The organism is Methanomethylovorans hollandica DSM 15978, assembly GCF_000328665.1.
GTDB classification, from domain to species: domain Archaea; phylum Halobacteriota; class Methanosarcinia; order Methanosarcinales; family Methanosarcinaceae; genus Methanomethylovorans; species Methanomethylovorans hollandica.
Genome location: NC_019977.1, coordinates 1,693,252 through 1,719,333, shown reverse-complemented (window position 1 = coordinate 1,719,333; position 26,082 = coordinate 1,693,252). Strand labels below are relative to the sequence as shown.

The 26,082-nt window shown below is 43.7% G+C and carries 26 protein-coding genes; 12 read left to right on the top strand and 14 right to left on the bottom strand.

Annotation, left to right across the window (positions count from 1 at the left end):
• Positions 1–13: 13 nt before the first annotated feature.
• From METHO_RS08285 to METHO_RS08265, 4 genes are all read right to left on the bottom strand, one after another.
• Positions 14–691 (bottom strand): class I SAM-dependent methyltransferase, encoded by a 678-nt coding sequence (locus METHO_RS08285; RefSeq protein ID WP_015325084.1) that lies wholly within the window; start codon positions 689–691, stop codon positions 14–16.
• Complete coding sequence (locus METHO_RS08280; RefSeq protein ID WP_015325083.1) at positions 688–1,464, bottom strand: hypothetical protein; 777 nt, start codon at positions 1,462–1,464, stop codon at positions 688–690. Before METHO_RS08280 ends, METHO_RS08285 begins: the two co-directional genes overlap by 4 nt.
• Positions 1,458–3,167, bottom strand: a complete 1,710-nt coding sequence (locus METHO_RS14150; RefSeq protein WP_015325082.1) for a polysaccharide deacetylase family protein — start codon at positions 3,165–3,167, stop codon at positions 1,458–1,460. Before METHO_RS14150 ends, METHO_RS08280 begins: the two co-directional genes overlap by 7 nt.
• A gap of 151 nt (positions 3,168–3,318) precedes the next feature.
• A complete protein-coding gene (locus METHO_RS08265; protein ID WP_015325081.1) occupies positions 3,319–4,893 on the bottom strand; it encodes a glycosyltransferase family 2 protein in 1,575 nt (524 codons plus the stop codon).
• 316 nt (positions 4,894–5,209) lie between these two features.
• On the opposite strand from METHO_RS08265, the gene METHO_RS08260 reads away from it, so the two are divergent.
• On the top strand, positions 5,210–5,551 hold the full coding sequence (locus METHO_RS08260) for a transcriptional regulator (RefSeq protein ID WP_015325080.1): 342 nt from the start codon (positions 5,210–5,212) through the stop codon (positions 5,549–5,551).
• Positions 5,552–5,555: 4 nt separating this feature from the next.
• Here the strand turns inward: METHO_RS08260 and METHO_RS08255 are convergent, their stop codons facing one another.
• The 3 genes from METHO_RS08255 to METHO_RS08245 all read right to left on the bottom strand — a co-directional run bounded on the left by METHO_RS08255 (position 5,556) and on the right by METHO_RS08245 (position 7,798).
• A complete protein-coding gene (locus METHO_RS08255) occupies positions 5,556–5,801 on the bottom strand; it encodes an AbrB/MazE/SpoVT family DNA-binding domain-containing protein (RefSeq protein WP_015325079.1) in 246 nt (81 codons plus the stop codon).
• A gap of 82 nt (positions 5,802–5,883) precedes the next feature.
• Complete coding sequence (locus tag METHO_RS08250) at positions 5,884–6,840, bottom strand: NAD-dependent epimerase/dehydratase family protein (protein ID WP_015325078.1); 957 nt, start codon at positions 6,838–6,840, stop codon at positions 5,884–5,886.
• A 259-nt stretch (positions 6,841–7,099) separates the two neighbouring features.
• Entirely contained in the window at positions 7,100–7,798 is a 699-nt protein-coding gene (locus METHO_RS08245) for a (5-formylfuran-3-yl)methyl phosphate synthase (RefSeq protein ID WP_015325077.1), read from the bottom strand.
• Positions 7,799–7,845: 47 nt separating this feature from the next.
• Here METHO_RS08245 and METHO_RS08240 point away from each other — a divergent pair, with 47 nt between their 5' ends.
• Together METHO_RS08240 and METHO_RS08235 are read left to right on the top strand one after the other, a co-directional pair.
• Positions 7,846–8,556 (top strand): HisA/HisF-related TIM barrel protein, encoded by a 711-nt coding sequence (locus METHO_RS08240; RefSeq protein WP_015325076.1) that lies wholly within the window; start codon positions 7,846–7,848, stop codon positions 8,554–8,556.
• Complete coding sequence (locus METHO_RS08235) at positions 8,553–8,828, top strand: hypothetical protein (protein ID WP_015325075.1); 276 nt, start codon at positions 8,553–8,555, stop codon at positions 8,826–8,828. The genes METHO_RS08240 and METHO_RS08235 overlap by 4 nt, the downstream gene beginning before the upstream one ends.
• 62 nt (positions 8,829–8,890) lie before the next feature.
• On the opposite strand, the gene tmk is transcribed toward METHO_RS08235, so the two are convergent.
• Both tmk and METHO_RS08225 read right to left on the bottom strand, forming a co-directional pair.
• Positions 8,891–9,508 (bottom strand): dTMP kinase, encoded by a 618-nt coding sequence (gene tmk, locus METHO_RS08230; RefSeq protein ID WP_015325074.1) that lies wholly within the window; start codon positions 9,506–9,508, stop codon positions 8,891–8,893.
• Between the two features lie 231 nt (positions 9,509–9,739).
• Positions 9,740–12,385: a cation-translocating P-type ATPase gene (locus METHO_RS08225; protein ID WP_015325073.1), complete on the bottom strand. Its 2,646-nt coding sequence runs from the start codon at positions 12,383–12,385 to the stop codon at positions 9,740–9,742.
• Between the two features lie 76 nt (positions 12,386–12,461).
• On the opposite strand from METHO_RS08225, the gene METHO_RS08220 reads away from it, so the two are divergent.
• Both METHO_RS08220 and polX read left to right on the top strand, forming a co-directional pair.
• Positions 12,462–13,139: a DUF166 domain-containing protein gene (locus METHO_RS08220; RefSeq protein ID WP_015325072.1), complete on the top strand. Its 678-nt coding sequence runs from the start codon at positions 12,462–12,464 to the stop codon at positions 13,137–13,139.
• A 33-nt stretch (positions 13,140–13,172) separates the two neighbouring features.
• Positions 13,173–14,897, top strand: coding sequence for a DNA polymerase/3'-5' exonuclease PolX (gene polX / locus METHO_RS08215; protein ID WP_015325071.1), 1,725 nt, complete (start codon positions 13,173–13,175; stop codon positions 14,895–14,897).
• 93 nt (positions 14,898–14,990) lie between these two features.
• Here polX and METHO_RS08210 read toward each other — a convergent pair whose 3' ends face one another.
• Both METHO_RS08210 and trxA read right to left on the bottom strand, forming a co-directional pair.
• On the bottom strand, positions 14,991–16,430 hold the full coding sequence (locus METHO_RS08210; RefSeq protein WP_015325070.1) for a methanogenesis marker 14 protein: 1,440 nt from the start codon (positions 16,428–16,430) through the stop codon (positions 14,991–14,993).
• A 27-nt stretch (positions 16,431–16,457) separates the two neighbouring features.
• Complete coding sequence (gene trxA, locus METHO_RS08205; protein ID WP_015325069.1) at positions 16,458–16,853, bottom strand: thioredoxin; 396 nt, start codon at positions 16,851–16,853, stop codon at positions 16,458–16,460.
• 240 nt (positions 16,854–17,093) lie between these two features.
• Between trxA and METHO_RS08200 the strand changes: the two genes are divergently transcribed.
• The 5 genes from METHO_RS08200 (at position 17,094) to METHO_RS08180 (ending at position 22,278) form a co-directional block, all read left to right on the top strand.
• Complete coding sequence (locus METHO_RS08200; protein ID WP_172635194.1) at positions 17,094–18,125, top strand: restriction endonuclease; 1,032 nt, start codon at positions 17,094–17,096, stop codon at positions 18,123–18,125.
• A 310-nt stretch (positions 18,126–18,435) separates the two neighbouring features.
• Positions 18,436–18,645, top strand: a complete 210-nt coding sequence (locus tag METHO_RS08195; protein ID WP_015325067.1) for a heavy-metal-associated domain-containing protein — start codon at positions 18,436–18,438, stop codon at positions 18,643–18,645.
• A 20-nt stretch (positions 18,646–18,665) separates the two neighbouring features.
• Positions 18,666–21,437, top strand: a complete 2,772-nt coding sequence (locus METHO_RS08190) for a heavy metal translocating P-type ATPase (protein WP_015325066.1) — start codon at positions 18,666–18,668, stop codon at positions 21,435–21,437.
• Positions 21,438–21,450: 13 nt separating this feature from the next.
• Positions 21,451–21,681 (top strand): hypothetical protein, encoded by a 231-nt coding sequence (locus METHO_RS08185; RefSeq protein WP_156811079.1) that lies wholly within the window; start codon positions 21,451–21,453, stop codon positions 21,679–21,681.
• Positions 21,682–21,723: 42 nt separating this feature from the next.
• Positions 21,724–22,278 (top strand): GNAT family N-acetyltransferase, encoded by a 555-nt coding sequence (locus METHO_RS08180; protein ID WP_015325064.1) that lies wholly within the window; start codon positions 21,724–21,726, stop codon positions 22,276–22,278.
• Positions 22,279–22,292: 14 nt separating this feature from the next.
• Here METHO_RS08180 and METHO_RS08175 read toward each other — a convergent pair whose 3' ends face one another.
• Positions 22,293–23,273 (bottom strand): radical SAM protein, encoded by a 981-nt coding sequence (locus METHO_RS08175; protein ID WP_015325063.1) that lies wholly within the window; start codon positions 23,271–23,273, stop codon positions 22,293–22,295.
• A 261-nt stretch (positions 23,274–23,534) separates the two neighbouring features.
• Here METHO_RS08175 and METHO_RS08170 point away from each other — a divergent pair, with 261 nt between their 5' ends.
• On the top strand, positions 23,535–23,963 hold the full coding sequence (locus tag METHO_RS08170; protein ID WP_015325062.1) for a hypothetical protein: 429 nt from the start codon (positions 23,535–23,537) through the stop codon (positions 23,961–23,963).
• Between the two features lie 281 nt (positions 23,964–24,244).
• Here the strand turns inward: METHO_RS08170 and METHO_RS08165 are convergent, their stop codons facing one another.
• Together METHO_RS08165 and METHO_RS08160 are read right to left on the bottom strand one after the other, a co-directional pair.
• Entirely contained in the window at positions 24,245–24,739 is a 495-nt protein-coding gene (locus tag METHO_RS08165) for a flavodoxin family protein (protein ID WP_015325061.1), read from the bottom strand.
• 138 nt (positions 24,740–24,877) lie between these two features.
• Positions 24,878–25,252 carry a winged helix-turn-helix transcriptional regulator gene (locus METHO_RS08160; RefSeq protein ID WP_015325060.1) on the bottom strand — a complete coding sequence of 125 codons (375 nt, stop codon included), beginning with the start codon at positions 25,250–25,252 and terminating at the stop codon, positions 24,878–24,880.
• A 144-nt stretch (positions 25,253–25,396) separates the two neighbouring features.
• On the opposite strand from METHO_RS08160, the gene METHO_RS08155 reads away from it, so the two are divergent.
• On the top strand, positions 25,397–25,954 hold the full coding sequence (locus tag METHO_RS08155; protein ID WP_015325059.1) for a flavodoxin family protein: 558 nt from the start codon (positions 25,397–25,399) through the stop codon (positions 25,952–25,954).
• The last annotated feature ends 128 nt before the right edge of the window (positions 25,955–26,082 follow it).

Genomic DNA, 26,082 nt, shown 5'->3' with positions numbered 1-26,082 from the left:
ATTTTTTATATTGTTAATTCCGCTTCTCACTCTTGCTCACAATGAAAAGTATAGCACAGGGTAATTTCGTTATTTTGGATATAAGAATATGTAGTTTGGTAGATAGGCCTGTAATGGCAAAACTGCGTAAGATCTTTATAGTGACGTGCCTGTCGTAAAAATATATTTTTTCGACTTTGCCACCTACACTTTCAAAGAAAGATCTCATATCTTCTATTTTATGATTTTTCCAGTTTGTCTTCCTGACAAGCCCCGTTAGATTGGAATTATGCACTAAGACCAATATGCCTCCTTCATCGAGCATAGACAGATATTTAGTCATTATTGGTTTATTTAGATCGATGCCAAATATTGAGAAGCCAGCCATAAATATAATATCATATTTTTCAGTGAAATATTTTTCCGGATATCGTCCATCAGCAACCAGAAAAGTTACATTTGAATTACTTTTTATCTTGTTTTCTTTTGCCTTTTCGATCACACTTTCGTCATAATCAAAAGCAGTTACCTTCGCCCCATATTTTTCAAATAGCAATGAATGATGCCCTGTTCCACAGCCAACATCTAGAACTTTTGGTTTTTTTCCATTGAAGTACTGCAGACATTTTCGGATCAGGTACTTGTCTTCATCGTAATACTTAAATCCCATTTTTAAGATCAGTTTATGTTGGATGGTGTCGATGATCTTCATTTTCTCGTCATCCTCAATATCTTTTTTGCAAAATTGAAAGCAAGATCCTGGAACCAGAATGAAACCCACGTGAAGGTAGTCGATGTCCATCGATCCGGATGCAGTGTGATATACATATTTTGCATTTTTCCGCTCTCTATCAATCTGATCAGGTCATCAGTTGTCTCGGCAAAGAACTTTTGATCCCTACCCGGAATAAAATCTCTCAGATTATTCTTGGAATTCCAGCCCCTTCCTGTATCAGTAAAATAATTTAACTCTTCTCCCAGTGATAAGTACGCCTCTCCGATGATCCCATAATCTCTGAAATCATATACTTTCCACAAATCCCTGTTATCATACCTTGACAGAGAGGCTCCATGCATACTGATGGTTTTAAGAGTGCAAATGCTTCTGAATCGGTTTGTTTCTTCCTCGAACATCTTTATTGCTGTTTCATAGTCACCTTTTGAGTCACTCAAGGTCTCATAGTGATATCCTATCTCATGCCCCATTCCTTCGATCTGTTGTATGATCTCCGGGACGTAGATATTTCTTTTCGCCCTGAAGTAATATGTTGCACGTATACCGAAATCTTTTTCTATGACCGCTGTCCTCAATGAAGGAGTTGCTTTCCCATCAACATCATGACGCATCAGAACAAACCGCTCTGGAAGATCATCTCTACTGTTTAGGTATTGTTCTATAGTGATAGACGTATAATTATCAGCTATGGCAGAGCAGAGCTGGCGGAACTTCTCGGTAGTAAAATCAAGTTCCTGAAGATTTAACACTCAGAATCACCCACTGGTTTTAACTTGGTTGCCAGATCTCTCAATGGAACTACCTTCACGTCATCTAAATTCCGAAGTATATAACGGATCCTTTGTTCAACAATATCTCCTTTAATTATCCAATAAAAAGGCCGTCCTTTTCCCACTTTTGGAAACTCTTCTTTGCAGATGTCTATGGGGTGAAAGTAAAATATTGTATGTCCCCTATTCAAGCTCTGCCTGATTCCTTTCAGGATGAGATTAGCACCCAAGAACCTCAGCATCGGCCCTCCGGATGTAGGTATCTTTATCCCAACGTCATAATATGACCATGGAAACTCTATAAGGTCCCCGGTAGTAGCGGGTTCAAGGCTGCCCATTGCAGGATAATAAGGAACAGTTGAAACAAAATTCAATGAAGAATCGGTTTTATTGTACAAAGAATTCACAGCTACTGATGAATCATACTTAAAACCCATTTTTCGAAGTGAATCGAGCATCTGCCCTGTCACTGCTGCGTTAGGTGCACGGAAACCAATTACCTCCTGCCCCGAAGCCTTTTCCAGTATTCTCTTTGCTTCCTCTGTGCTCTGTTCGAACTCTTCTATAGTCAGCAAAGGTTTTTTTGTGTTTGGATTGATGCTGCACCTGTGATCAGCTCCATGACATGCGATCTCATGGCCCCTTGCAGCAATGGATTCTATCAGTCCGGGATAATGTTCTGCAACATCCGCTACTATAAAGAACGTAGCTGTCATATTGAATTCATCAAGTATATTCAGAACCCTTTTTGTAGGTTCACTTAAGTAGTCGTATCTGCCTTCCCATTTTTCAAAGAATTCTTTAACATCTTTATAAACTGAAAAGTCAGACCCACAAACTGAAGGTATATGATACCAGTCTTCAATATCAACGGTTATCGATAAACTCCGATCCACATGCAGACGGTTCTTCCTTCCACCATACTTGATCAGTATGTTCTTCCCAAGATTAACAGCACGATCCATTGAATAATATGCACCCCATGAAAATATGTCAGATGACCACCTTTCAGGATGTGTCAGAATATATAAATTATTTAGTTCTTTGCTTTCAATGAGTTTGATGAGGTTGCCGGTACTATCAATATCTATATGCTGCTCATTTCCGGGAATGTAATCCCTCATATTGTCCTTAAGTCCCCAGCATCTGCCGGTATCAGAGAAATAATTAAGTTCATCACCTACGGATAAGTAGGCTTCACCTATGATCCCGTAATCTTTATAGTTATATATTTTCCAGAGATCACGGTTATCGAAACTTGACAGAGGCCTTCCGTGCATACAGATCGTTTTAACGTCACATATCTCTCTTAATTTTTTCAGATTAGATTGGAACAATTCAATAGCTTTTTCTGGATCACCATTAGTCTCACTTAGTACCTCATAGTGATATCCTATCTCATGACCCATTTCTTTGATCTGCTTTATTACATTTTTGTGAAATTCACCCTTATTGGATCTGAAATAATATGTTGCCTTGATCCCAAGTTCATGTTCTATACTTGCTGTTTTCAATGCATTTCCCGGAAAACGGTCAATATCATGACGCATAATGATGAATTTATCAGATCGGGGGTTTTCAAAATACTCTAATACTGTAATAGTTGGATAGTTCCTGGATATTGTTTCGCATATCTGGCGAAACCGGGGAAGAGAAAAATCGAGATTATCAAGATAAGACATCAGATATCACCGCTAGCAAAATATTTAGATTGAATTGGTTTTTCCGCCTGTAGGCCCTGTACGTTTGAGTATGATCATCTCTTAGTATTATTGTAACGGAATTTATCGTATTTGTCTTAACCATCATTCTAAATGAAAATAGGATGCGTGATTAGTTCCAGGATACACTCCGTACATCTGTTTCACCGCCTTGCATAGATTTATCGGATTCCTGCATGTCAAACAGCATAGCAAACAATGTGAACTGTATTCCAGTGATCAGCAACAGGGCATCCAGCAATGGGGAATTCGGTGACACTGGCCACCCGAGTAACAATTTGGCTACAAAGATGTAGCTCCCGAAGAGCAAACCCAGAGGTACCAGTATCATTCCGAGAGTATAGAAGAACACCAAAGGATGGAAACTCAATATCATGTACTTCATCTTAAGACGCCACAGGAATTTCCTGAAAAGCATAACGGAAACACGGAACATGAATCTACTGTACTTGATGGAAGATTTTTCCTGACCGTAGCGGGCAGGCATTGTGATATCCATTGTACGGAAACCAAATGTATTGAGTTTCACAAGCATATCATTACAGTATCCGTAGTAAGTGAACAGAGTGTCAATATCAATACCAGAGAGAGCCTTTCTGGAGATCGCTGTATAACCATTCTGAGGGTCCATGATGTGCCAGTATCCGCTGCTGATCTTATTGATCATGGTAAGAACGGAATTACCTAACAAACGCCATTTGCTCATCCCACCCCTGAATTCCTTGCTCATAAGACGATTGCCTTTGGTATAATCTGCCTTGCCCTGAACAATAGGCATGAGTAGTTTAGGGAGCTGGTCTGGGTTCATCTGGTTATCTCCCCCCATGACCACGACAATTTCCATGTTCTCTTTCAGAGCGCGCTTATACCCATGCAAAATAGCCGCACCCACGCCCTGATTTGTTTCATGTGTGATGACATGCAACCGTGGATCTTTAATAGACTCCAGCACCTTTGCGGTCGAATCAGTGCTTGCATCATTGATCACAAATATCCTCGAAACATATGGAGGAATGCTTTCCACTGTGATCCTGATAAGTTTTTCTTCGTTGTAGGCGGGAATAACCACGCCTATCTTGCGTTCATGGAGAACAGCATATTCATCACTGACAAAAATCGATACTTCCACACCTTTTACATCAAGACCCGCATCCTGTACGTCTTTGAGCAGAGAGAATTCGACAGGAAAATTTGTTTCATTGAACTTAAGAACATTAAAGGTATTGGATGAAAAAGCACTGAATCCTGCAAACCGGTTTCCAGAAATATCACATACTTCCTCTATAGCTGCCTGTTGATTTTTTCCATTTTTATCGATAAGGATCACAGGTATGCATTCATGGCCTTTCAATTCACCGGTAGCAACATCAGATTGTAACCAGAAGATCGGCTCCAGAAGTTTGGGTATCTCATCAGGATTATGGCATCCGTTTGCATAAAGGGTTACAATGATCTTTGGATTAAGTTTATATGCCTCATGAAAACCAGTTTTTAAAGCCTCTGCCCTGCCAAGGGATTTATCATGCCGTACAAGAGTGATATCCATACTGGTGGCAATGAATGCAGTGGCATCGTCACTACAATCATCCACAACTATGATCTCATCAACATAAGATCTTGCTTTTTTGATGATATCACGCAGATACACTTCTTCATTATAAGCAGGAATTACAGCAACTATGGTCAACTATTTAGCCCCCGCATTAAAAGCCGGAAGGTGGCATACTTATCGTAAACCTCACATTCGCCTAGTATCGCTATGTGCATATTATCTAAATATCTATCCATGCAAAGCAATATAAATGTTTCTTTATAATTCACTTAGTCCTCAGTAAAGCATACATAAGGCTCTTATTTATTAAGTAAGTTGTTGTATAGTATACTGCTATTTATATATATATGTATATTAAATAGTACAGCTCTTTTACTTACTATATGCATCTATAACTGAAAGTGTCTATATGGCCACAATGATTTAATCTAAAGGTACAAATTATACTTTGATGAAGTTACCTTGCCAAACTATAGTGTGGGATGTACTGCCAGCTATAAGAGCAGCTATAGCTGAAGAGCTGGTAAAGCTTGGAGTTTCTCAGCAGGAAACTGCCCGTCTGCTGGACATGGCTCCATCTGCAATTTCTCAGTACATTTCCAAGAAGAGAGGATATCGAATAGAGTTCGAAGATGATGTAAAAATCGCTATCAGATCAATTGCTCAGGACTTGAGCAATGGCAAGGGTCAAGATCTCTCACAGCGCATTTGTGGTATTTGTACAATGCTACGAGAATCAGGTTCCGGTTGCAATTATCAGTGTAAAAGCGATCAGAATACTGATATTCTGTAGTTCATTAGCTGCTATTATCCGCGCCATTGCCTTCATCTTTCAAATACTCTTCGCCATCAGTATTGTTCCAGATGTCTTCATGTGATCCATCAAAAAGATTTGTCTGATTTTCTTCTTTTTTGGTAAGGATCAATTTGTTGTCTTCGATTTGCACAATAATCTCATCGTTCACTGATAGATCCATTTTTTGGATCACACATTCCGGAAGTTGTATTTTACGATCACTGACAAGCCTGGCATAAATAGTCATATTATTATATAATATACATCTCTAATGTTTATACATATGTTTGTGCTTATGTGATCTCTATTAAAAAATTCTTTGACTCGGTCTATTCCATAGTTTCAAGCAAGGATACAACAGTCTTTCTCACGTTCTCTTCGCTACCCATACCGGGTTTCCATCCCAGTGCTTTTAATTTTTCGATAGACAGCATCATTTTTGGCACATCGCCTTTCCATCCCTGAGATCCTCCTGTGTACAGGAGTTTCGGATGCAGTCCCATCTCGTCAGCTACGATTTCACCGATACGGGTGGCTGAGATGACATCTTCGGAGCCGATGTTAAAGATATTGACCTGGTCGATGCCTTTAAGGACAACAAGCATCATGGCGTCCGCACATTCCCTTACGTGAAGATAGGACTTGGATTGTTTCCCGTCACCCAAGATCTCCAGGTGAGCAGGGTCCATTTTAAGCTTATAGATAAAGTCCACTATGATACCATGGGTGCCACGGTCACCTATTATATTTGCAAATCTGAATATCCAGGATCTCATATCAAATGTATGGCAGTAGGCAGTGATCATCGCCTCGCAGGCAAGTTTGGAAGCACCGTACATAGAAATTGGGATCAATGGACCATAGTTCTCCTGGGTTGGAATGATGTGTGCCTCTCCATAGATAGTGGAGGAAGAAGTGAAAGCTATTTCCTTCACATGTTGCTTGCGCATGGCGTCCAGAAGGTTGTATGTGGCCAGAACATTCTGATCCAAATGCATCCGGGTGTCAGAAACCCCGATCCTTACATCAGGATTGGCTGCCAGGTGAAATACCTGATCAACGCCATTACATGCCTGTTGAATCTGCTCCGGCTGGAGCATATCCCCATTGATGAACCTGAAACGCGGATCATTTAAATGATGTGCAATAAATTCCATTTTACCGGAGGTCATGTTATCGAAAACAACCACATTGTGGCCGTCGTCCAAGAGCCTGTCCACAACATGACTGCCTATAAACCCGGCACCGCCCGTAACGAGCACTGTTTTAGATGAATCCGATCTCATCCTTCCACCTCTCCAAACACATTGTTCATTTTTACGAAGCATACTATTAAGAACATATTTAAACTTTCTGAATTCCCTTGTAGAAATGATGGCACTACAATATCATGGGCATATATGGAGCTTATCCGTGGGGCCAATACTTATCAGATACTGGTTGTGATCGAATGACCATTTCTTAAAATAATAAAATAAATAAAAATAAAAAATCGAAAATAAAGAGAAGACAAAAGTAGAAAATATCCGGAAATACCGGAACTGTTCAAATCATATTTTTGAGTTTTTCAACAAGTTCCTGCTGAATACAGGCAGTACGGTCCCCGCCACATACCATGCCACGAATGCCAATGATGTCTGGCCGGATGCGCCTGAGCACAGGGAGGTCTTCGAACTTGAGAGTGCCTGCAAGAGCAGATTCCAGACCAACATCACGGATAGAGCCTGTAAATCTCATGAGCTCTTCCTCGGACATGAATTCAAAGGTGGACCGGCCATCTTTTATACCAGTATCGACCATCACCACGTCCACTCCGGCTTTCGCACCGATGGCCGGGAGCAGAAAAGGAGAAATAGAGTTTATGCGCTTATAATCCGAGTAACCGGATGCAACAACTTTTTTGGATGGATCATAATCCTTGACCGCTCTGTTAATGTTGGTAAGCATCTCAAGAGCCTGATCTTCGGTCCGGACATCGAAGAGACCAACCTTCACATATTGAGCGCCTGCAGCAGCAGCACCCAAAGCTGCCAGGGATGCAGTGCCCGGTTTGTAATTGAAATCCCCAATCGTTGCACTGATGGGTTTTTCAGATCCGATAGCCTCTTTCACTGATCTGATAACCCAGGGGAAGTTGGCGCCCAGAGAACCCTCTTTGGGATTCTTTACATCAATGATGTCAGCACCACCATTGTGTGCAGCGATTGCCTCTTCTTTGTTTATTGGGCTGACTAGTAATTTCATGATAATAACCTCTATTTTATAGCATGAGAATGTTTATCAGTTAATATATGTTTCGTATCGTTTTTGTACTAGATTTATATAATATAAATGTGGTTCATGCTCAGGGCGGGGATCGGAAGAACTATCGTCCAGTGCATCTTACGAGCCACATCTGTACCACCTCAGAGCCCATAAAGCTCATAGAAGAAATAAATCCAAAAGAAGTTTACATCGCAGACCTTAATATACTGCAGGGAGCAGGGCATCACAATACCAACTTCCCGGTGATCAGGCAAATATCCTCCAGGGTCACTACAATGCTTGACCCGGGCATTTCCTCAGTTGAAGAAGCAATAGAGGCAAGTTCCCTTGCAGATGGCATCATCCTTGGAACCGAAACATCATCCTTTCAGACAATAAAAGAAGTTGCAGCTCTCCTTCCAGGGAAAGTGAATGTCAGCATTGATAAAAAGCATGGGAAAGTACTTACATCCGATCCCCACATGCCTCAAGAGCCTACTGACATCGTGCATGAGCTCAATGCTCTCGATATACGGAATATCATTGTCCTTGACATGGACAGAGTAGGCACATCAAGCGGAGTGGATTCACAATTCTTAAGTAATATTGTCTCCATCTCCCATCACGATGTGTTGCTTGGCGGCGGTGTGAAAGATATCCATGATATCGACAAGCTTGAAAGTATAGGCATAAAGGGTGCCCTTGTGGCAACTGCATTGCATAACGGTTCAATACCGCTGTACATGGCACAGCAATGACGAGAATAAAGGTGACGTACTTGGAAGAGATCGATACTACATCAGATACCAAATCTGAGATAACAATAGAAGAAGGCTTTGCAGAGATCAAAATGGGAGGAGGATGGTTCCTCACTATTGGCCTTGCTAAAAGTGAGAAATATGACAATGAATATGTAGAGATAGCAAAAGAACGAGCCGGCCAGAAAAGGAGCCGTTTCAACCTCAATCCCAAATATATAAGGGACCTGGGAGAAACCCTTATCAAGTTCGCTGATGCGAACGATCTGTGATCCTTAGAGCCGGGAAAAGGAAAAAAAGCACTTTCAAACGAAAAACGATTTTTAATATTTTTTCACTCTTTATTCCCGGTTCCTACTGCATGTGCAATGATCCTGAATACTTCTTCTTGTACTTCATTTAAGGGTCTGTCCGCATTGACCACAACGAACCTTCCGGGCTCTTCTGCTGCAAGGCGCAGATAATTGCTGCGTACTTTTTTCAGGAACTCCATCTTCTCGAACTTCGAGCGTTCCCCACGGTCGCCGCAGCGCTTTACAGCCACTTCCGGATCGATATCAAAAAGAATTATCAGATCAGGATCGATGGTCCAGCCTTTATGCAGAAAGCGCACCCAGTCAAGTGGATCTTCAAAAATATCCTGAAGTGTAGCTCCCTGGTAGGCACACCTGCTTGCAGAATAACGGTCTGATATAATATTGTCCCCATTCTCAAGGGAAGGGCGAATAAGCCTGGAAATATGATCAGCATGGTCTGCCAGAAAGAGCATGAGTTCCGCTATATGGTCCGTATCGCTGCGAAGGGCACGGTTTACAGCATCACCAAACCAGCTTGTAGTAGGCTCCCGGGTGAAGATACAACCCTCAAATCCGAGGTCATCCTGCAGTAACCTGCATATAGTAGACTTACCGGAGCCATCGATGCCCTCTAAAGTAATTAGTTTGCCTTTCATTCAATGAGTGTCAATAAAGACAGGACTTATTATTATACATAACTGCTCAGATACGATAAGTATTCTTGCCTCCGCACTGTGGGCAAGTTACCCCGAAAAATTCAGGGTCTGACTCAAAGACATAATCGCATGAGCTGCATTTGAAATACACCATAGACTGGTTGATCTCAGCCATTATTTCACCAAAAAAAATATAAATAAAAATTTATATATAAATGTATCGGTTATACTTTATGAGATATAGTGCTTCTTGTACAGATATTTTTCAAGCTCTATGAGGAAGAAGACTGTACTGGAAACCGCTATGATCATCAGCCAGTCCACGGCCAGAAGAGGCGCTGTGGAAAATATAGAGTTCAGAGCGCCATTATAAGTTATCAGCAACTGGAGCAACACAACTATACCAATACCCAGCAGCATGTACTTGTTAGATAGCAGATCCTTGTAGACATACTCATACATTGACTTGGAGTTGAACAGATAGAATATCTGGAAGAACACTATCGTATTCAAAGCAACAGTACGTGCTGCAGTAAGATCCCCATCTCTTCCCATCTTCAGGAAGAATGTAAGGTAGGCACCAGCAACTATCAGCAAGGATACAAATATGATCCTTCTCTTGATCAGAGGAACGAGGATAGATTCCTTAGGTGGCCTTGGCGGCCTTTTCAGTATGCCCCTTTCCTTTGGCTCCATAGTGATGGGAACACCAAGTCCGATAGCTGTCACCGTATTGAGCCATAGGATCTGCAGGGGCACCAGGGGCAATGTGATCCCCAGCAACACCGCTATCACTATGGATAATCCCTGTCCACCGTTCGTAGGCAGTGTCCATAATATGATCTTCTGGATCTTGCTGTAGACATCTCTGCCTTCTTCGATAGCGGCTACAATGGACGAAAAGTGGTCATCTGCTAGTACCATATCAGAAGCCTCTTTTGCCACCTCTGTGCCTGTCTGGCCCATGGCTATGCCGATATCCGCTGTTTTAAGGGCAGGAGCATCGTTTATCCCGTCCCCTGTTACAGCCACGACCTCACCTTTTTTCTGTAGTAACTTTACTATTCTTAACTTATCTTCCGGAGAGGTGCGTGCAAACACCGAAACATAATCCAATTTTTCGCTCAGATGCTCATCTGACATTTTCTCCATATCGCCTCCAGATAGAGCACCTGATGATTCTATTCCTATTTTTTTTGCAATGGCAGAGGCAGTTTTCAAATGGTCTCCTGTGATCATTATTACTCGAATGCCTGCAGTTTTGCATTTTGCTATGGCCTCCATCACATCATCTCTTGGGGGGTCCATCATGCCCTGCAGTCCTACAAATACAAGATCTCCTATATCCTCTGCTTCAATGCCCGCTACATCCTTAGGAACATCCCTGTAAGCCATAGCCAGAACTCTCAGCGCCTCTGAGGCCATCTGCTCGGCAGCCTGCATAATACCTTCCGTATCTACAGGAACAAGGTAATTTCCGTCAAACTGTGAGACACACATGTCAAGGACCGTTTCAGGGGAACCTTTTACATATATTATCCGTGAACCGTCTTCCTTTTCATGCAGTGTGGCCATGAACCTTTGTTCCGGCTCAAAGGGAACTACGTCCTTGCGGGGAATATGGAACTTACCGGCCTTAAGGCCGGAAACGAGTAGTGCACCTTCCGTAGGGTCACCATCTATGTTATCTGTCCCTTTGAAAGAAGCGTCATTGCAGAGCACACCCGCCTTAAGGGTTTCCACAAGGGCTTTATCCTGAAGCGGATCAACTTTGATCTCATCCAGTAGGAAATCACCTTCAGGTGAATAACCCGTACCTGTTATAGTATAAGTCTTGCCTGCAGCGTATACCTGTGTCACTGTCATTTGATTCCTGGTGAGAGTACCGGTCTTGTCAGTGCAGATAACAGTAGCACTTCCCAGGGTCTCTACCGCAGGTACCGTACGGATGATCGTGTTCCTTGCTGCCATCCTGTTGACACCTATGGCCATGGAAATGGTAATGACTGCAGGCAACCCTTCGGGAATAGCAGCGACTGCAAGACTAACCGACGCCATGAATACTTCTACGGTATCATATCCTTGCAAAAGACCCACAGCAAAGGTAAGTGTCGCAATAGCTACGATCACAACTGAAAGGATGAGGCTGAGCCGTGCCATCTTACGCAGCAGGGGAGTTGAGATCTCCTTGCTTTCCCTGATAAATTTGGAGATCCTGCCTATCTGTGTGTCATTACCTGTTGCCACAACGATACCCCTTCCCTGGCCCTGTGAAATGAGGGTGCCGGCAAAAGATACGTTCTTCTGATCACCATAGGAAACACAATCACTATCAATGGCGGAGGCGTTCTTTTCCACAGGTAATGACTCTCCTGTGAGGATCGCTTCATCTGCCCTCAGGTTCTTCACATAGAACAGGCGCAGGTCTGCAGGGACCCTGTCTCCTGATTCCAGCAGCACCACATCTCCTACCACAAGCTCCCTGCTTGGCAATACCTTGCTGACACCATCCCTTAATACCCGTGCTTCAGGTACCAGTAACTTAGCTAATGATTCCAGAGCATTTTGCGCCTTGCCTTCCTGTATGAAACCGATTATAGCATTTGCCAGTACCACCAATACAATGACCACAGCATCTGCATACTTCCCAAGGAACAGAGTGATGACCGCAGCTATCAGCAGCAGATAGATAAGAGGGCTCGCGAACTGCTTAAGAAAACGATAGATAGGGCCATGTTCTTTCTTGGACGTCACCTCATTGTATCCGTCCCTCGCAAGCCTTATACTGGCCTCCTGATCGCTTAGGCCATCCTGATCGCTTCCGATCAACGAAAAGACATCCTCAGCTGGAATGGCACACCATCTTTTTTCTCCCATGAAAACAAAGAGCCTGCCCAAAAGATAAATAATTAACTTTATCTGATTACTATATCTCCTTTCAGGAAAAACATACATGACGAATATTGGTGTGATTACAAGAGGCAAGTATGGTAAAAGGCTGATAGATACCATACTTGGCAAAACGGACCTGGGAGTAATCTCTGCAGAGGTACCTGAATATCTACCTGAGTTCATAGACGATCCAGATGAGTTCCTTGAAGAATTGCATATGGATGAAAAAGTGTTCAACGCAGAGATCCTGATAACATATTCCCTGCACCCGGACCTTACGCCTGCCATAGCCAGGCTTGCCGGCAGACACGGAGTCCGCAGCCTCATCGTTCCTGGAGGTGCCTCAAAGGCACCTGTGCAGGAACTTGAGCAGATCGCACAAGAATATGGAATGTACATAGAAGTGGAAGATATCTGCTGCACCCTCAGCGCAAATCCTGCTATATGTGAGTTCACTGACAAATTATCGAGACCTCTCCTGGATATCATCACTCACGAAGGAAAAGTGGATCAAGTACAAGTTATCAGGGGAGCACCCTGTGGCAGCACCTGGCACATGGCAGAGGCACTGAAAGGAACGCCTATAGAAGAGGCACCTGCTAAAGCCGGACTGCTGATACAGCAATACCCGTGCCGTGCCGTGCGGGGCAACCAAGGCGGTATCCATGAATCTGCGCAACTGCATAAGGATGCTGTTGCAAAGGCCATTGAAAAGGCCAACCTTAAAAAAGAACATTAGATTTTTGTGTAACTTTCTCATTATCTATTTAAGATGGATAACGCTGAAGTGGCAAAGCTCCTGTATGAAATGGCATATATGCTGGAGTTCAAAGGAGAGAACGTTTTCAAGATAAAAGCATACCAGAAAGCTGCACGACATATTGAGGAGCTGGAAGAGGATCTAAATGTCCTGTGCAAAAAAGATGATCTTGCCCATATTCCCGGTGTTGGAGAGGCAATAGAGGCAAAAATAAAGGAAATGCTTGAAACAGGCACATTCATGGCCTATGAAGAGCTCAGACATACGATACCGGAAAAAATAGAAGAGATCACTGCCGTGCAGGGAATCGGCCCCAGGACCGCGTATCTGCTGTACACAAAACTAGGCGTGAAAGATCTGAAAGGATTGCTCAGAGCTGCAGAAGAACACCGGATACGCAGGATCCCTGGAATGGGTGTTAAGATGGAAGAGAATGTCCTTATTGCAGCTAAACGCCAGTTTGCAGAAGGCAATACCGGAAGGTTCCCTTTGGGTTTGGCATTGCCTATAGCCGAAGAAATATCCAGAAAGCTCGTTGATGGGGAATTGATCCGGGAGGTCCAGATAGCGGGCAGCATAAGGCGATGGAAAGAAACTGTGGGGGATATTGATCTCATAGCCTGCTCCAATGAGCCGGAAAGAGCCATAGAGGCTTTTACACTTATGGATAATGTACAGGAGATCCTTGAGAAGGGAACTACTAAAGGTTCTGTCATATATAAAGAACATATCCAGGTGGACATGAGGATCGTTAAAGATGATTCATTCGGTTCCCTGCTTCAGCATTTCACAGGCTCGAAGGATCATAATGTAAAATTGCGCAATATAGCCCTCGCAAAGGGTTTGCATCTCAGTGAATATGGATTAAAGAACGTTGAAACCGGAGAACAAATGCCTTTTTCTGCGGAAGAGCAACAGTACGAGATGCTCGGCCTTCAGTTCATTCCACCTGAACTGCGCGAGGACAGGGGAGAAATAGAAGCAGCAATGCAAAGAAAGATCCCTCGGCTTATAGAGATCGGTGACATCAAAGGTGATCTTCACGTACATTCCAACTGGAGTGACGGTAGGAACACCATCAAAGAAATGGCGCTTGCAGCCAGAGCTCTCGGGTATGAATATATAGCTATCACTGATCACTCCGGATCTTCCAGGATCGCAAGCGGTCTTTCGGAAAAGAGATTGATGGAACACGTCAAAGAAATAGAGCAGCTTAACGCAAGCATCGATGGTATACGGATACTTTCAGGTACAGAGTGCGATATACTTCCCAATGGAACACTTGACTACGGTGATGATTTGCTGGAACAGCTTGACATTGTTGTAGTTGCTGTGCATGGTGCTGTCGAACAGGATAGTAAGACCATGACAAAGAGAATAGTAACTGCACTGGAGAATGAACATGTACATATCCTAGCGCACCCCACCGGCCGAAAATTCGGAAAGAGGCTACCCTTTGAGATGGACATGAAAAAGATCATGGAAGCAGCTCTTGAATTCGGAAAAGTCCTGGAAATCAATTCCTCTCCCCAGAGACTTGACCTTAATGGCAACTATGCAATGATGGCCATGGAAATGGGAATAAAACTTGCTATCAATACAGATGCCCATTCGCCCGATCAGTTTGCCAACATAAGATATGGAGTTGGTACTGCAAGAAGGGCTTGGGTTAAACCCGCAGATGTAGTGAATACTTTAGATCTAAAAGAACTCTGCAAGCTCTTAGGCATTCCTTAGGACGGAATGAAGGATAATAACAGCTTTTTTATCGCCTGGTATTTTTGGCCATTATGTAAATGTTCACAGGGAAGGTTATTCCTTCCCAAATACTTATTTTCCAGACTGTAATTTAACACGCTGGGCAAGGATACATTTTCCGCCTCTTCTACCCCCAAGAGGATTGAAAGTCGTCCCCAGGGAGTTCATACACCGCGCCATGACAGCAGCACCCCTTGCCAGACCATCGTCCACAAATACGACATTCTCCTCTATTTTATGGTTAAGGCCAAGCTCCTCCAGGTACTTCAGGATGAGTTTCGGTTTATTGCCGGTTATTGCTGCGCGTCCGGTGACGCCTATAGCAGTGTTCTCAAAAATAAGTCCATGTTCCTGTGCCACTTTTACAAGCCTCTGTACAACACGGGCCATTACGTCATCTATTACAGCGAACAGGAAGTTAAGGCCGTGTTTCTCATTTATCTCAGCACCTATTGCCATGAGCTTGTCCATATCTGAGCCGTTAATACCTACATCACAGCCTATGAGCACAACACCTATCTCCTCTGCAGCCTGAGGGTTCACTGGTACACTCCCGTATCTTTTAAAGCCCGAAGGCACTTTCTCAATACGTATATATTGCTGGATCTTTTCGGAGTATTCCTTTATCTGTTTACCTTTCAGCATGAGCGAAACTTTACCAAGGGAGATGTTCTGAGCGATCTCAAGAGCAGTGCCTTTTTTGGCATCGACCTTACCTGTGCCTTTGATAAGCGCATCCGGTATAGCACCCGCATAACCGCAGAAGTTACCGATTGTCCTCGCATAGGGTAATTCCTGGCCTATGATCCTGCCATCCAGTGTGGTACCAAAGTCCATGGAGATACAAGGGTTACGGAAATCCACATCCACCCATTTTGCACCTTCTTTGATACCTGCAGTTGCAAGTTCTCCTTCCATTTCGTTGGCCACGATCTCCACACCGGTAGCTCCTTTGGGAGGTGTGACACTTGCAACGGCTCCATCAAAGACAACTTTTTCCAGTTTGGTGTATTTGCGGAACTTCTCATGCATATTGAATACCGACATAGGGGGTGTCATGCGATTAGGGGGCACACCTGCCATGAGGCAGCCATCAGCCAGTGCCTTTATGAACTCACCCACTTCTTCAGGTGCATCAAAACCTGCCACAACACCTGTAGAACGTACCACAAAATGAATATCCGTCTTTATGTCCAGATTTGCTGAGTCCACTGCTTTGAGAAGCGTATCTCTTACAAGTTCTGCAATGGATTGCCGCGTAAGCTCCACACCGCTGAGGGTCCGGCCAAATATTTCCTCGCCGGTCTTAGGTGCCCTTACATCACGGGTCATGGTGACTATCTTGTTGATCAGACGTGTTTTTCCGTCTTCCAGGTTAGTGGCTGTGAGGATACATTTGGTAGTGGTGTTACCTACTTCCACAGACGCTACAATAAAGTAGGCAGTGGAAGCTGATTTCAGTTCGATCAGCCGTACTGAAGGACTTTCTACGATTCTTGGTTTATGACCCATATTACACACTCCTATTTATGATTGAGATCAATTAATAATTGGTTTTAATCTTTGTAAAAGCAGATGTTTCGGTAATGCCCCTGAAATACGGTCAACTAAGTTACCCTGTCGGAAGATCAGTAATGTGGGAATGCTTGTTATTCTCAGTTTTTGTGCAATCACAGGATTCTGGTCAGTATCAAGCTTGCCAAAGACAATCTTGCCCTGCAGTTCTGAGGCAAGCTGGTCAATGATGGGAGATAACATGCGACAGGGAGCACACCATTGTGCCCAGCAGTCTATCACCGTCAAAGGATATTGTGATACAAACTGATCAAAACCGGTGTCTGTTACAACTACTGGCTCTGCCGGATATTGACGTGCTTCGAGGGAACGCTGAAGTTCCTGAAGCCTTTTCTTTCTGATCGCTTCAAGATCGTCCATATTGCTCAACTTTAAATGATTTGCTCCATTGGATTTAAAACCTGATCCTGTAATGTTAATCAGCAGGTAATTGTTCAATATAGCACGATAGGAAATAAAGTTTTGTGTGGTTGTGCAACTATCGTGCAAATCCTCTTCTGATCAACCTCTATCATATACGGGGTCAGAAGAGAGAATATAAGTATGAGTGAAACAAACAGTTACATATATTCCTGTCCCTATATATTTAGAACATATAAAATGGTCGATACTATGAACATCTGGACATTTAATAGACTGCTGGGTCTGGAGCCCTATGAGTTCGAGGAGTTGCTCGGCCATTTATTCACACAGATGGGATACAGAGCAGAAGTAACCCAGAGGTCAAGGGATACGGGAGTGGATATCATGATCTCCATCGAGAACTTTGGCTTGTCCCATACATGGATCGTACAAGCCAAACGCTATGCTGAGCCGGTGGGTGTAAAGGAGGTAAGAGAATACAGCAGCTTGCGCTACAGAGATAATGTCGATGGAGTCATCATAGCTACTACCTCAGGTTTCACAAAGGAGGCTCAAAAAGAAGCTGGAGATCATAATGTGAAACTGATCGACGGTCCGCTGCTCTTAAAGATGCTGGAGCATTACATGCCTAAGGATCCGGATAGAAGGATACAGCAGCATGCTCTGTCTGAAAACAGAGAGATTGGAACCATTGAAGGTACTGTTCTCAAACAAGGAGAAAAGACACTTGGAGAGACAGAAGTGCTTCTTAGAGGTGAAAGGGTCCTAATGGCCTGTACCAACAAGCGCATCTTTCTTATAAAAAATGCAAACTCTCTTATCTCTAAAAGAAGAGAGGTACTTCACTCGATAGAGGTGAAGGATATGCTGGGATGGGCACATGAAATGTCTTCGTTGCATCTGGTTTTGGGAGGTATACAGATTACAGTTATGAGCATGCGGGCCAGGAAACTGGAACATGCAGTGGAGATGCTGGAATGCCTGCAGCAGGAATACGTACGTAGAGAACATTTGCTGAAGTTCGAAAGAACGAAAGATGCTTTTCTAATACTCACTAACAAAAGAATAACAAAAATTCATTCTTCAGGCGGTTCAGACGAAATAAGCCTGAAAAACATATTGGGCACTGAGCTAAAGGGTGGCGGCCTTCTGAGCCGAAGTAAACTCCTCCTCATGGGAAATATGAAGGAGAATAACCTTTCTGAAATTGATTGTGCAGATCTGGCATCGTGGAAGGAAGCTATAGAAGCTGCTATCAGAGTGGGCTGAATTTAGAAACGATACAAATCTTGGATCAAATTGTTGATATTCGTACTACAGGGAACCTGGCTATGACGCCATCATTGTGGATCAAGACGATTTATTGATATTGCTGTTTCCCGTACACGCTTTTAATGCTCCGTGGGTCGTATATCAGTGGATTGACAGTCCCTCTGGAAAGGGGTAAAGGAATATTTGATTGAGGATCGATCTTAGCATCGTGCAGCAAGAGGAATATGTATTATTGCACTTGCATAAGGATATTATAGTCTGCCCCTCAAATAACAAATGAATTCATAATTACCAGACTGGTGATATTATGACGCAAGAAACGATCAACATAAAAGGAATGATGTGCGGACACTGCCAGGCAACTGTAGAGAAGGCCATAAAGGCGGTCAAAGGAGTTAAAAGCGTAACAGTTGACTTGGCAAAAAAACAGGCAACTGTTGAATATGATGCCGCTGCAACTGATATCAGTAATATAAAAAAAGCTGTTGTTGATGCCGGTTATGATGTTGTAGTTTAATATTTCCAATATAAGGTTGCATGAAGACCAAATTCAAAGTTTACGGCATGACATGCATGCACTGTCACAAGCGGGTGACAGAGGCAATTTCCAAAGTAGCCGGGGTCAGTTCCGTGGAAGTGCAACTGGAAGATGAAAGCGCTGCTGTTGAATTAGACCCGGCAAAAACAGACCTTGAGGCTATAAAACAGGCAGTAGTGGCAGCAGGTTATGAGACCGGAGAGGAATGTGCTGCCGCTGATGCGCAGCAGACATGTCCTTTACCCATACCTGAAGAAGACGAAAAAGAAGATAAGGATAGAAAAAAGGTCGAACCGGGTAAACTTCAGGAGATCACCCTGAAAGTATCAGGGATGCAATGCTCTGCTTGTGCTCTTAATATCGAGCGCACCCTCAAAAAGCTGGAGGGTGTGGCTTCTGCTGCTGTGAACCTGCCCATGGCAAGAGCGTATGTTTCCTATGATCCCGCACTTGTGGGTCTCAAGGAGATGGAAAACACCATTGAAGCCATCGGATACAAAGTGGTAAGAGACAATCTGAACCTTAAGATAGAAGGCATGACATGCACCTCGTGTGCCCTGAACGTTGAGAAGGTGCTTAGAAAGCTCGATGGTGTGGAGTCCGTGAGCGTGAGTGTTTCCCTTGGGAAAGCCCATGTGGAATACAATGCTTCCCTGGTCTCTCCCGACCAGATGAAAGCAGCTGTTGACGGCATAGGATACACAGCATCCCTGGAAGTGAACCGAAAAGTCCTGGAAGACAGGGAACGCCAGGAAAGGGAAGAGGAGATCAGGCAGCAGAAAAGGAACCTGCTCATAGCTGGCGGTATGGTCATCCCGGTAATGCTCGGCAGCATGAAAATGGGATTCCCGCGGCTGTTATCCTTTGTGCCGGATATCCTTACAAATGACCTCGTGCTCTTCCTGCTCACGACGATCGTAATGGTATTTCCGGGAAGGCAATTCTTCGAAGGCACTTACAAAGGCCTGAAACACGGGGTCACGGACATGAACCTGCTCATAGCTACTGGTACCGGAGCAGCCTACGTGATCAGTGTGGCATCTTCGTTCCTGGACCTGGGACCTGGCTATCATCATCTGTATTACGATACTGCTGTCATGCTTATTGCGTTCATCGTCCTGGGCAGGTATCTGGAAGCCAGGGCGAAGGGCAGGACATCGGAATCCATCAAGAAGCTTATCGGCCTGCAGGCTAAGACTGCACGTGTACTTGCTGGCGAAGAGGAAAAGGAAATACTTGTGGAAGATGTACAGGTAGGGGATATTGTGGTTGTAAGGCCCGGGGAGAAACTGCCTGTAGACGGAGTGGTGGTACAGGGAAGTTCTGCTATTGACGAATCCATGATAACCGGGGAGAGCATTCCGGTGGAGAAAACAGCTGGAGATACTGTGATCGGTGCTACCATCAATAAAAGTGGATATCTGCAGTTTCGGGCCACAAAGGTTGGTGCAGACACTGCCCTTGCGCAGATTATAGAATTGGTGGAGAATGCCCAGACATCCAAGGCTCCCATCCAGCGCATCGCTGATGTGGTGGCAGGGAACTTCATCCTGGCAGTACATGTCATTGCGCTTGCAGCATTTTTCTTCTGGTTCTTCATAGGATACGAAAGATATGACGTAACCACAGTTTCAGGTATAACAAGTCCTTTCCTGTTCTCATTACTTATTTCCATTACAGTGCTGGTCATATCCTGTCCCTGTGCCGTGGGGCTTGCCACGCCTGCAGCCATAATGGTGGGCACTGGTAAAGGCGCTGAGAATGGTATCCTCATCAAGGGTGGAGAGGCTCTGGAGCTTACCCAGAAAGTCAATACTATTGTTTTTGACAAGACAGGCACTCTCACAAAAGGCAAGCCCGAGCTTACTGATATTGTGCTTACTGCAGGCCATGATGAGAAAGAAGTGCTTGCAATCGCAGCAGCTGCCGAGAAGGGATCGGAGCATCCTCTGGGGGAGGCAATTGTAAGGAAAGCTCAGGAGAAGCAGGTGGACATTGGAAATGCGGAGGATTTCAGATCGATCGCAGGACAAGGTATCGAAGCTACAGTAAATGGCAGCAGGATACTGCTTGGGACCCGCAGGCTCATGGAAGACAATGGCCTTGATACCTCAGTTATCAATAAGGATATGGAAAAGCTTGAAGCAGAGGGCAAGACTGCCATGATCGTCGCTAAGGGTGGACAGGTCATAGGGATCGTTGCCGTTGCGGACACTCTCAAGGAGAACTCCGGGGAAGCCGTGCAAAAACTTCGGAAAATGGGGATAGAGGTTGTGATGATCACCGGTGACAACCGCAGGACCGCTGAAGCAATTGCCAAAGAAGCAGGTATCGACAGAGTGCTTGCTGAAGTGCTGCCTGAGGACAAGGCTTCCGGGATAAAGCAATTGCAGGAGGAAGGACGCATAGTTGCCATGGTAGGCGATGGTATCAACGATGCTCCGGCACTCACCCAGGCTGATATCGGCATTGCCATGGGTGCAGGCACGGACATTGCCATGGAATCAGCAGGTATCGTGCTCATCAAGAACGACTTACGGGATGTGGTGGCTTCTATCACTCTTAGCAAGCTTACTATGGACAAGATAAAGCAGAACTTGTTCTGGGCCTTCGGATACAACAGTATCGGCATACCTATTGCTGCCGGAGTACTGTTCCCGCTGTTCCACAAGATACTGATAACTCCCGAGATTGCTGCGGCTTTCATGGCCATGAGTTCCGTATCCGTCACCACGAACTCGCTGCTCATGAAAAGGAGCCGGATAAAATAAGGTGATGATCGGTATGGATAAAAGTTCAGACAATAAAGGAAAACATGCGCTTATTGCCAGCATCCTTTCTTCACTTTTGCTTGTGATCATTTTTGCCGGCCTTGCTGTAACTGTCAATAGCTCCAGGGTTGTGCCTCTGTATAGTCAGGTGGATATCATTGCAGGCATGGTGTTCGTTTTTGTTTTGAGCATGATAGTATCAGCTTCTATCTGGCCTGAGATCATTGAAAAAAGGATACGCTGATCGAATATATGTTCATTTCATATTTGTCAGAAAGGAATTCCCATGAAGAAGGATAATGCCAGAATAGTGACCGATGATTTCATTCTGAGGCCATGGGACGAGGAAGATGCTGAGGGACTTGTATTCATTGCGAACAACAAAAAAATATCCGATAATTTACGGGATGGATTCACTTATCCATATTCCATAGATGATGCCAGAAAATTCATTCACAACGCTAAACATAGCGGAGGCATTTCCAGGGCATTTGCTATTGTTGTAGATGGTGTTGTGGCAGGAAGCATAGCTGCTTATTTTAAGGAGAATGTACATCGGAAGAACGCAGAATTGGGTTATTATCTGGCTGAGGAATACTGGGGAAAAGGTATCATGACAAAAGTGGTGAGGTGCATTACACAATACCTCTTCGGGAACTTCGACATAATACGAGTTTATGCACAGCCTTTTGCCAGAAATACAGCATCAAGGAGAGTTCTTGAAAAGGCAGGCTTCAGGCTTGAAGCTGTCCTGAAGAACAATATTATCAAAAATGATGTTGTGCAGGATGGCTGCATATATGCTGTCCTCAAAGATGAGTTTGAAAACAGCCTGAAGTAATTCTTCATTTCCCTTTATTCCAGATCCGAATGCGGATTTAGATCGCATCCTGTGCATGGAAGGCACATTGTCCGGAATGTATCGGCACGCAGACCATATTCGTCCAGTTTCTCACGCAGGAAGCGGGTCAGACGCATGAGCCTGTCAGCAGATGGTCTTTCAATGAATACCTCTCCAATTCTTAAGGGGTGAGGACTGGCGGCCCTGAGAATGGGGACCACGCCCATGGCCACAAGCTCCTCAATGCCTTTCATGGCAGATTCATCGGTTTCTCCCAGGCCGATTATAAAATTCGAGCAAACTTTATTGCGTCCAAAGATCTCCACACCTTCCCGCAGTCCGGCAAGCACATCTTCCAGACCACCTCCCGGACACACTTTGCTGAAGATATCCCTGTCCATGGTCTCTACGTTGTATTTGAGTTCATCGGCACCGGTATCTTTGAGCCTGCGGGTGGAATCTTTAGTGGGATACACTGAAACACCTATGGGCACGGTATATCTTTCCCTGAGCCTGCTGATGAGCTCCTCAGCTCTGTCAACTTCTTTTTCAGGAGAGATCTCTACACCTGATGTGATAGATATCGCATGCATCCTGCCTGTGGCATGGGCCTTTTCTATCATTGCAAGCATCTCGTCCATGGTCTTGACTTTCCCCTGCAGTTTGGGCACAGGGCAGAACTTGCAGTCAAATATACATTTTTCGCACATGGTGATGAAAGCCTGGTCCGGACAATGGATTATCTCTTCTTCTATGAATCCACGGGCGATCTCCTGGCCATTTTTCGTGATCACAAGCTCTTCATTTTCTTTTTTACCTTTAAGAGGAGATTCGGAGTTGATCCCAAGGCGTACCCGGTGACCACTGGAACTAAAGAAAAATGCCTTTTTTCCTGCACCGGGACCTGCAGTAGGTATGGTGGTGCGGCCCAGCAGGATGGGATCCATATCCACGGAACCTGCTGCAATAAGTTCTGATTTTATTTCGGGTTTCATGTTTCTACCAGTAAGATTGATGCTTTAGAACTATCTTGCGAAATACTTCATACTTTCTATTCCGGGGCTTGCTTCTAAGAATACCTACATTATATCTTTTTATATCATATTAGTTTAGGCATTATTGTAATTTGAATTAAATATAAAGTAAGAAAAAAACAAAAAAACTCATATAACATTAGAGGTAGTTTATGCAGTACAATAGTATTTTATATTAACATGGATTACTTTGTGTGAAAAGTTTAAAAGGTGAGGATTAACGTGTCAACTGAAACTGTAGTGGGTCCGGGATGTAATGTGCTATCAAAGGAATTAAAGAGGCCAACCGGGTTTAATATGGTGCTTACATTACTAATATTGGGAGCAATTGGACACTTGCTACAGACAATGCCTCAGATGCCGGCTTTCATATTCGGAAAAATGATATATGGACTTCTGGGCACTGTGGTAGCTTTTATATTCGGGGTCATAGGACTCGTTATCACATACGGGTTCTATAAGCTCAAAAAGATCTCCTGGACGCTCGGACTGCCCTGGCTTCTGTTCGAAGCTGTCAATGGATTTCTCTCCTTGTTTATATTTCCTCCAATAACGTTTAACTCTTTGATCATAATAGCAACCAGCTCGTTGATAACGTCCATTCCGGTGCTGTTGTATATCCGTTCCAAGAAGGAATACTTCATTTGCTGAAATCTTTGGAATCTTCTACACAAAAAGGCATCTGAAGAAGGGACCTTTAATTATATCTTCTTTAAGGATGTGGGAAAAAAGTAAGCATGTTATAACCTTCTGGATATGCTGCATGATCCTCACTATCTGACCCTGCACCGACACATCCGGCATAAATCTACTGGATATCTTTACAAATTAAAAGAATCACAAAATCCATTATATACCTATGTAAATTAAATTATGTTCAATTGAAAATGGAACGTCCGGAGTTTTGAAAACTCCGTTCCATCTTCGCAATATCAGACCTTTGCCTGTACTTCCTTTGCAAATGCCTTTGCTTTCTGGACCCGGGATTCATCCGGTTGTCCTTTTGTGGAAGGGCCCATCTCTCCAAAGGCTTTCATCTGGGGGTCATCGGCCTTTAACAGCATATCGATTATTGGCTGTGCAAGCTCTCCCTGGCAATCAAATTTTCCAAGGATGTCTGCACCAGCTGCAGCCTGTTCATAGGAACCGGTCCACGAATGGATGGCTTCGAACCCTTCAGGAACAGCGTGTGTCATGAATATTGCAATTTTTTTCCCGCTAGTGTTAGCTGATACAAAGTCCTTTACCACTGGCGGAATATCGAACTGCATTATAGGAAAACCTATGAATGCAAGGTCATATCCCTGCAGGTCCTTTACCTCAGTGATTGGCTTTATGTCCTTTTCCCCTTCAAGTTCACCATAGATGGCTTCAGCTATCTTCTTTGTATTTCCTGTCTGACTCATGTATGTAACGAGTGTTTTCATATTGCATCTCCCCTTATTTGATATTTATTTATTAATTGCTGAACATATATATAAGTTTCGTAAAGTATGTGTTATTTGTATGAAAATGTTAATAAAAAGAGCGATTATGATATTTTGAAGTTTATTCAATAATCTAGGTTAATAATCTGTATTAACATGCGTAGTTGCAATGCACTTCTTACCCATATATTCTGCTCCCCATTCCAGCAGTGTTTTTAATACCGGAAGCACGGTCCTTCCAAAATCTGTTATGGAATATTCGACCTTTGGGGGGATCTCAGGATACATTTTTCTCAATATCAATCCATCATATTCAAGTTCTCTCAGCTGTTTTGTCAGCATCTTTGGAGACACTTCAGGTATGAGCTGCTGGATCTTATTATAACGTAAAGTATCATTGGCCAGAAGACAGAGTATCATGGGTTTCCATTTACCACCTATCACATTCAAGGTTGACTCGATAGGACAATTACAGTGGTTTTGCATGCCATGCACAAGTTCTATATTTTGCATAATATCAAATCAGTAAGTTACTATACTAAATGATTGTATGATATATAAATATAGTTAATCTCCATAGAATAGAAGACTAATAGAATATAATGGAAGAATGCCCTTAACCGGTAATTCATTTCAATATGTTTCGGAGGAGATTACATGAAGACTATAGGTATTATCGGAAGTCCACGCATTAACGGAAATACAGCTACACTTGTCAGGCAAACCATTGAGTCAGCTGCAGAGGCAGGTGCTGAAACAGAGATAATCTATCTCAATGAACTGGAATTCAAAGGCTGCCAGGGATGTGGCCATTGCAAGATACATGATAAGTGCAAGCTACAGGATGATCTGACCCGTGTCCTGGACTCTGTGGCAAAAGCAGATGCCATTGTATTTGGTTCGCCCATATATTTCAGCCAGTTCACCGGACAGATGCGTTTGTTCCTGGACAGATGCTATTCTCTTGTAAATTCCGATTTCTCTCCCCGTGTAAAACCCGGGATAAAAGCTGTGCTCGTTGGTTCCCATGGAGCACCTGATTCTGGTCTATATGCAGCCGTGTTCAATGAGTTTGCACAGAGCATTCAGAATTTCATGGGCATAGAAACTATTGATACTATCATAGCTGCAGGATACAGCGAACCCGGTTCGGTGAAAGGTAATGCTGAACTGATGGCCAGAGCCAAAGCAGCAGGTTTAAAACTGACAAACTGAACAGGTTCTATAGGCTCACACAGGACCCGAATACTCCGGGGAAATCCGTAAGGAAGCAGGACTTAAGCTGACATCAGCATATCCTTTGTAAGAGAATAAAGCTCAAATCGGCTTTATGGAAAACAGCA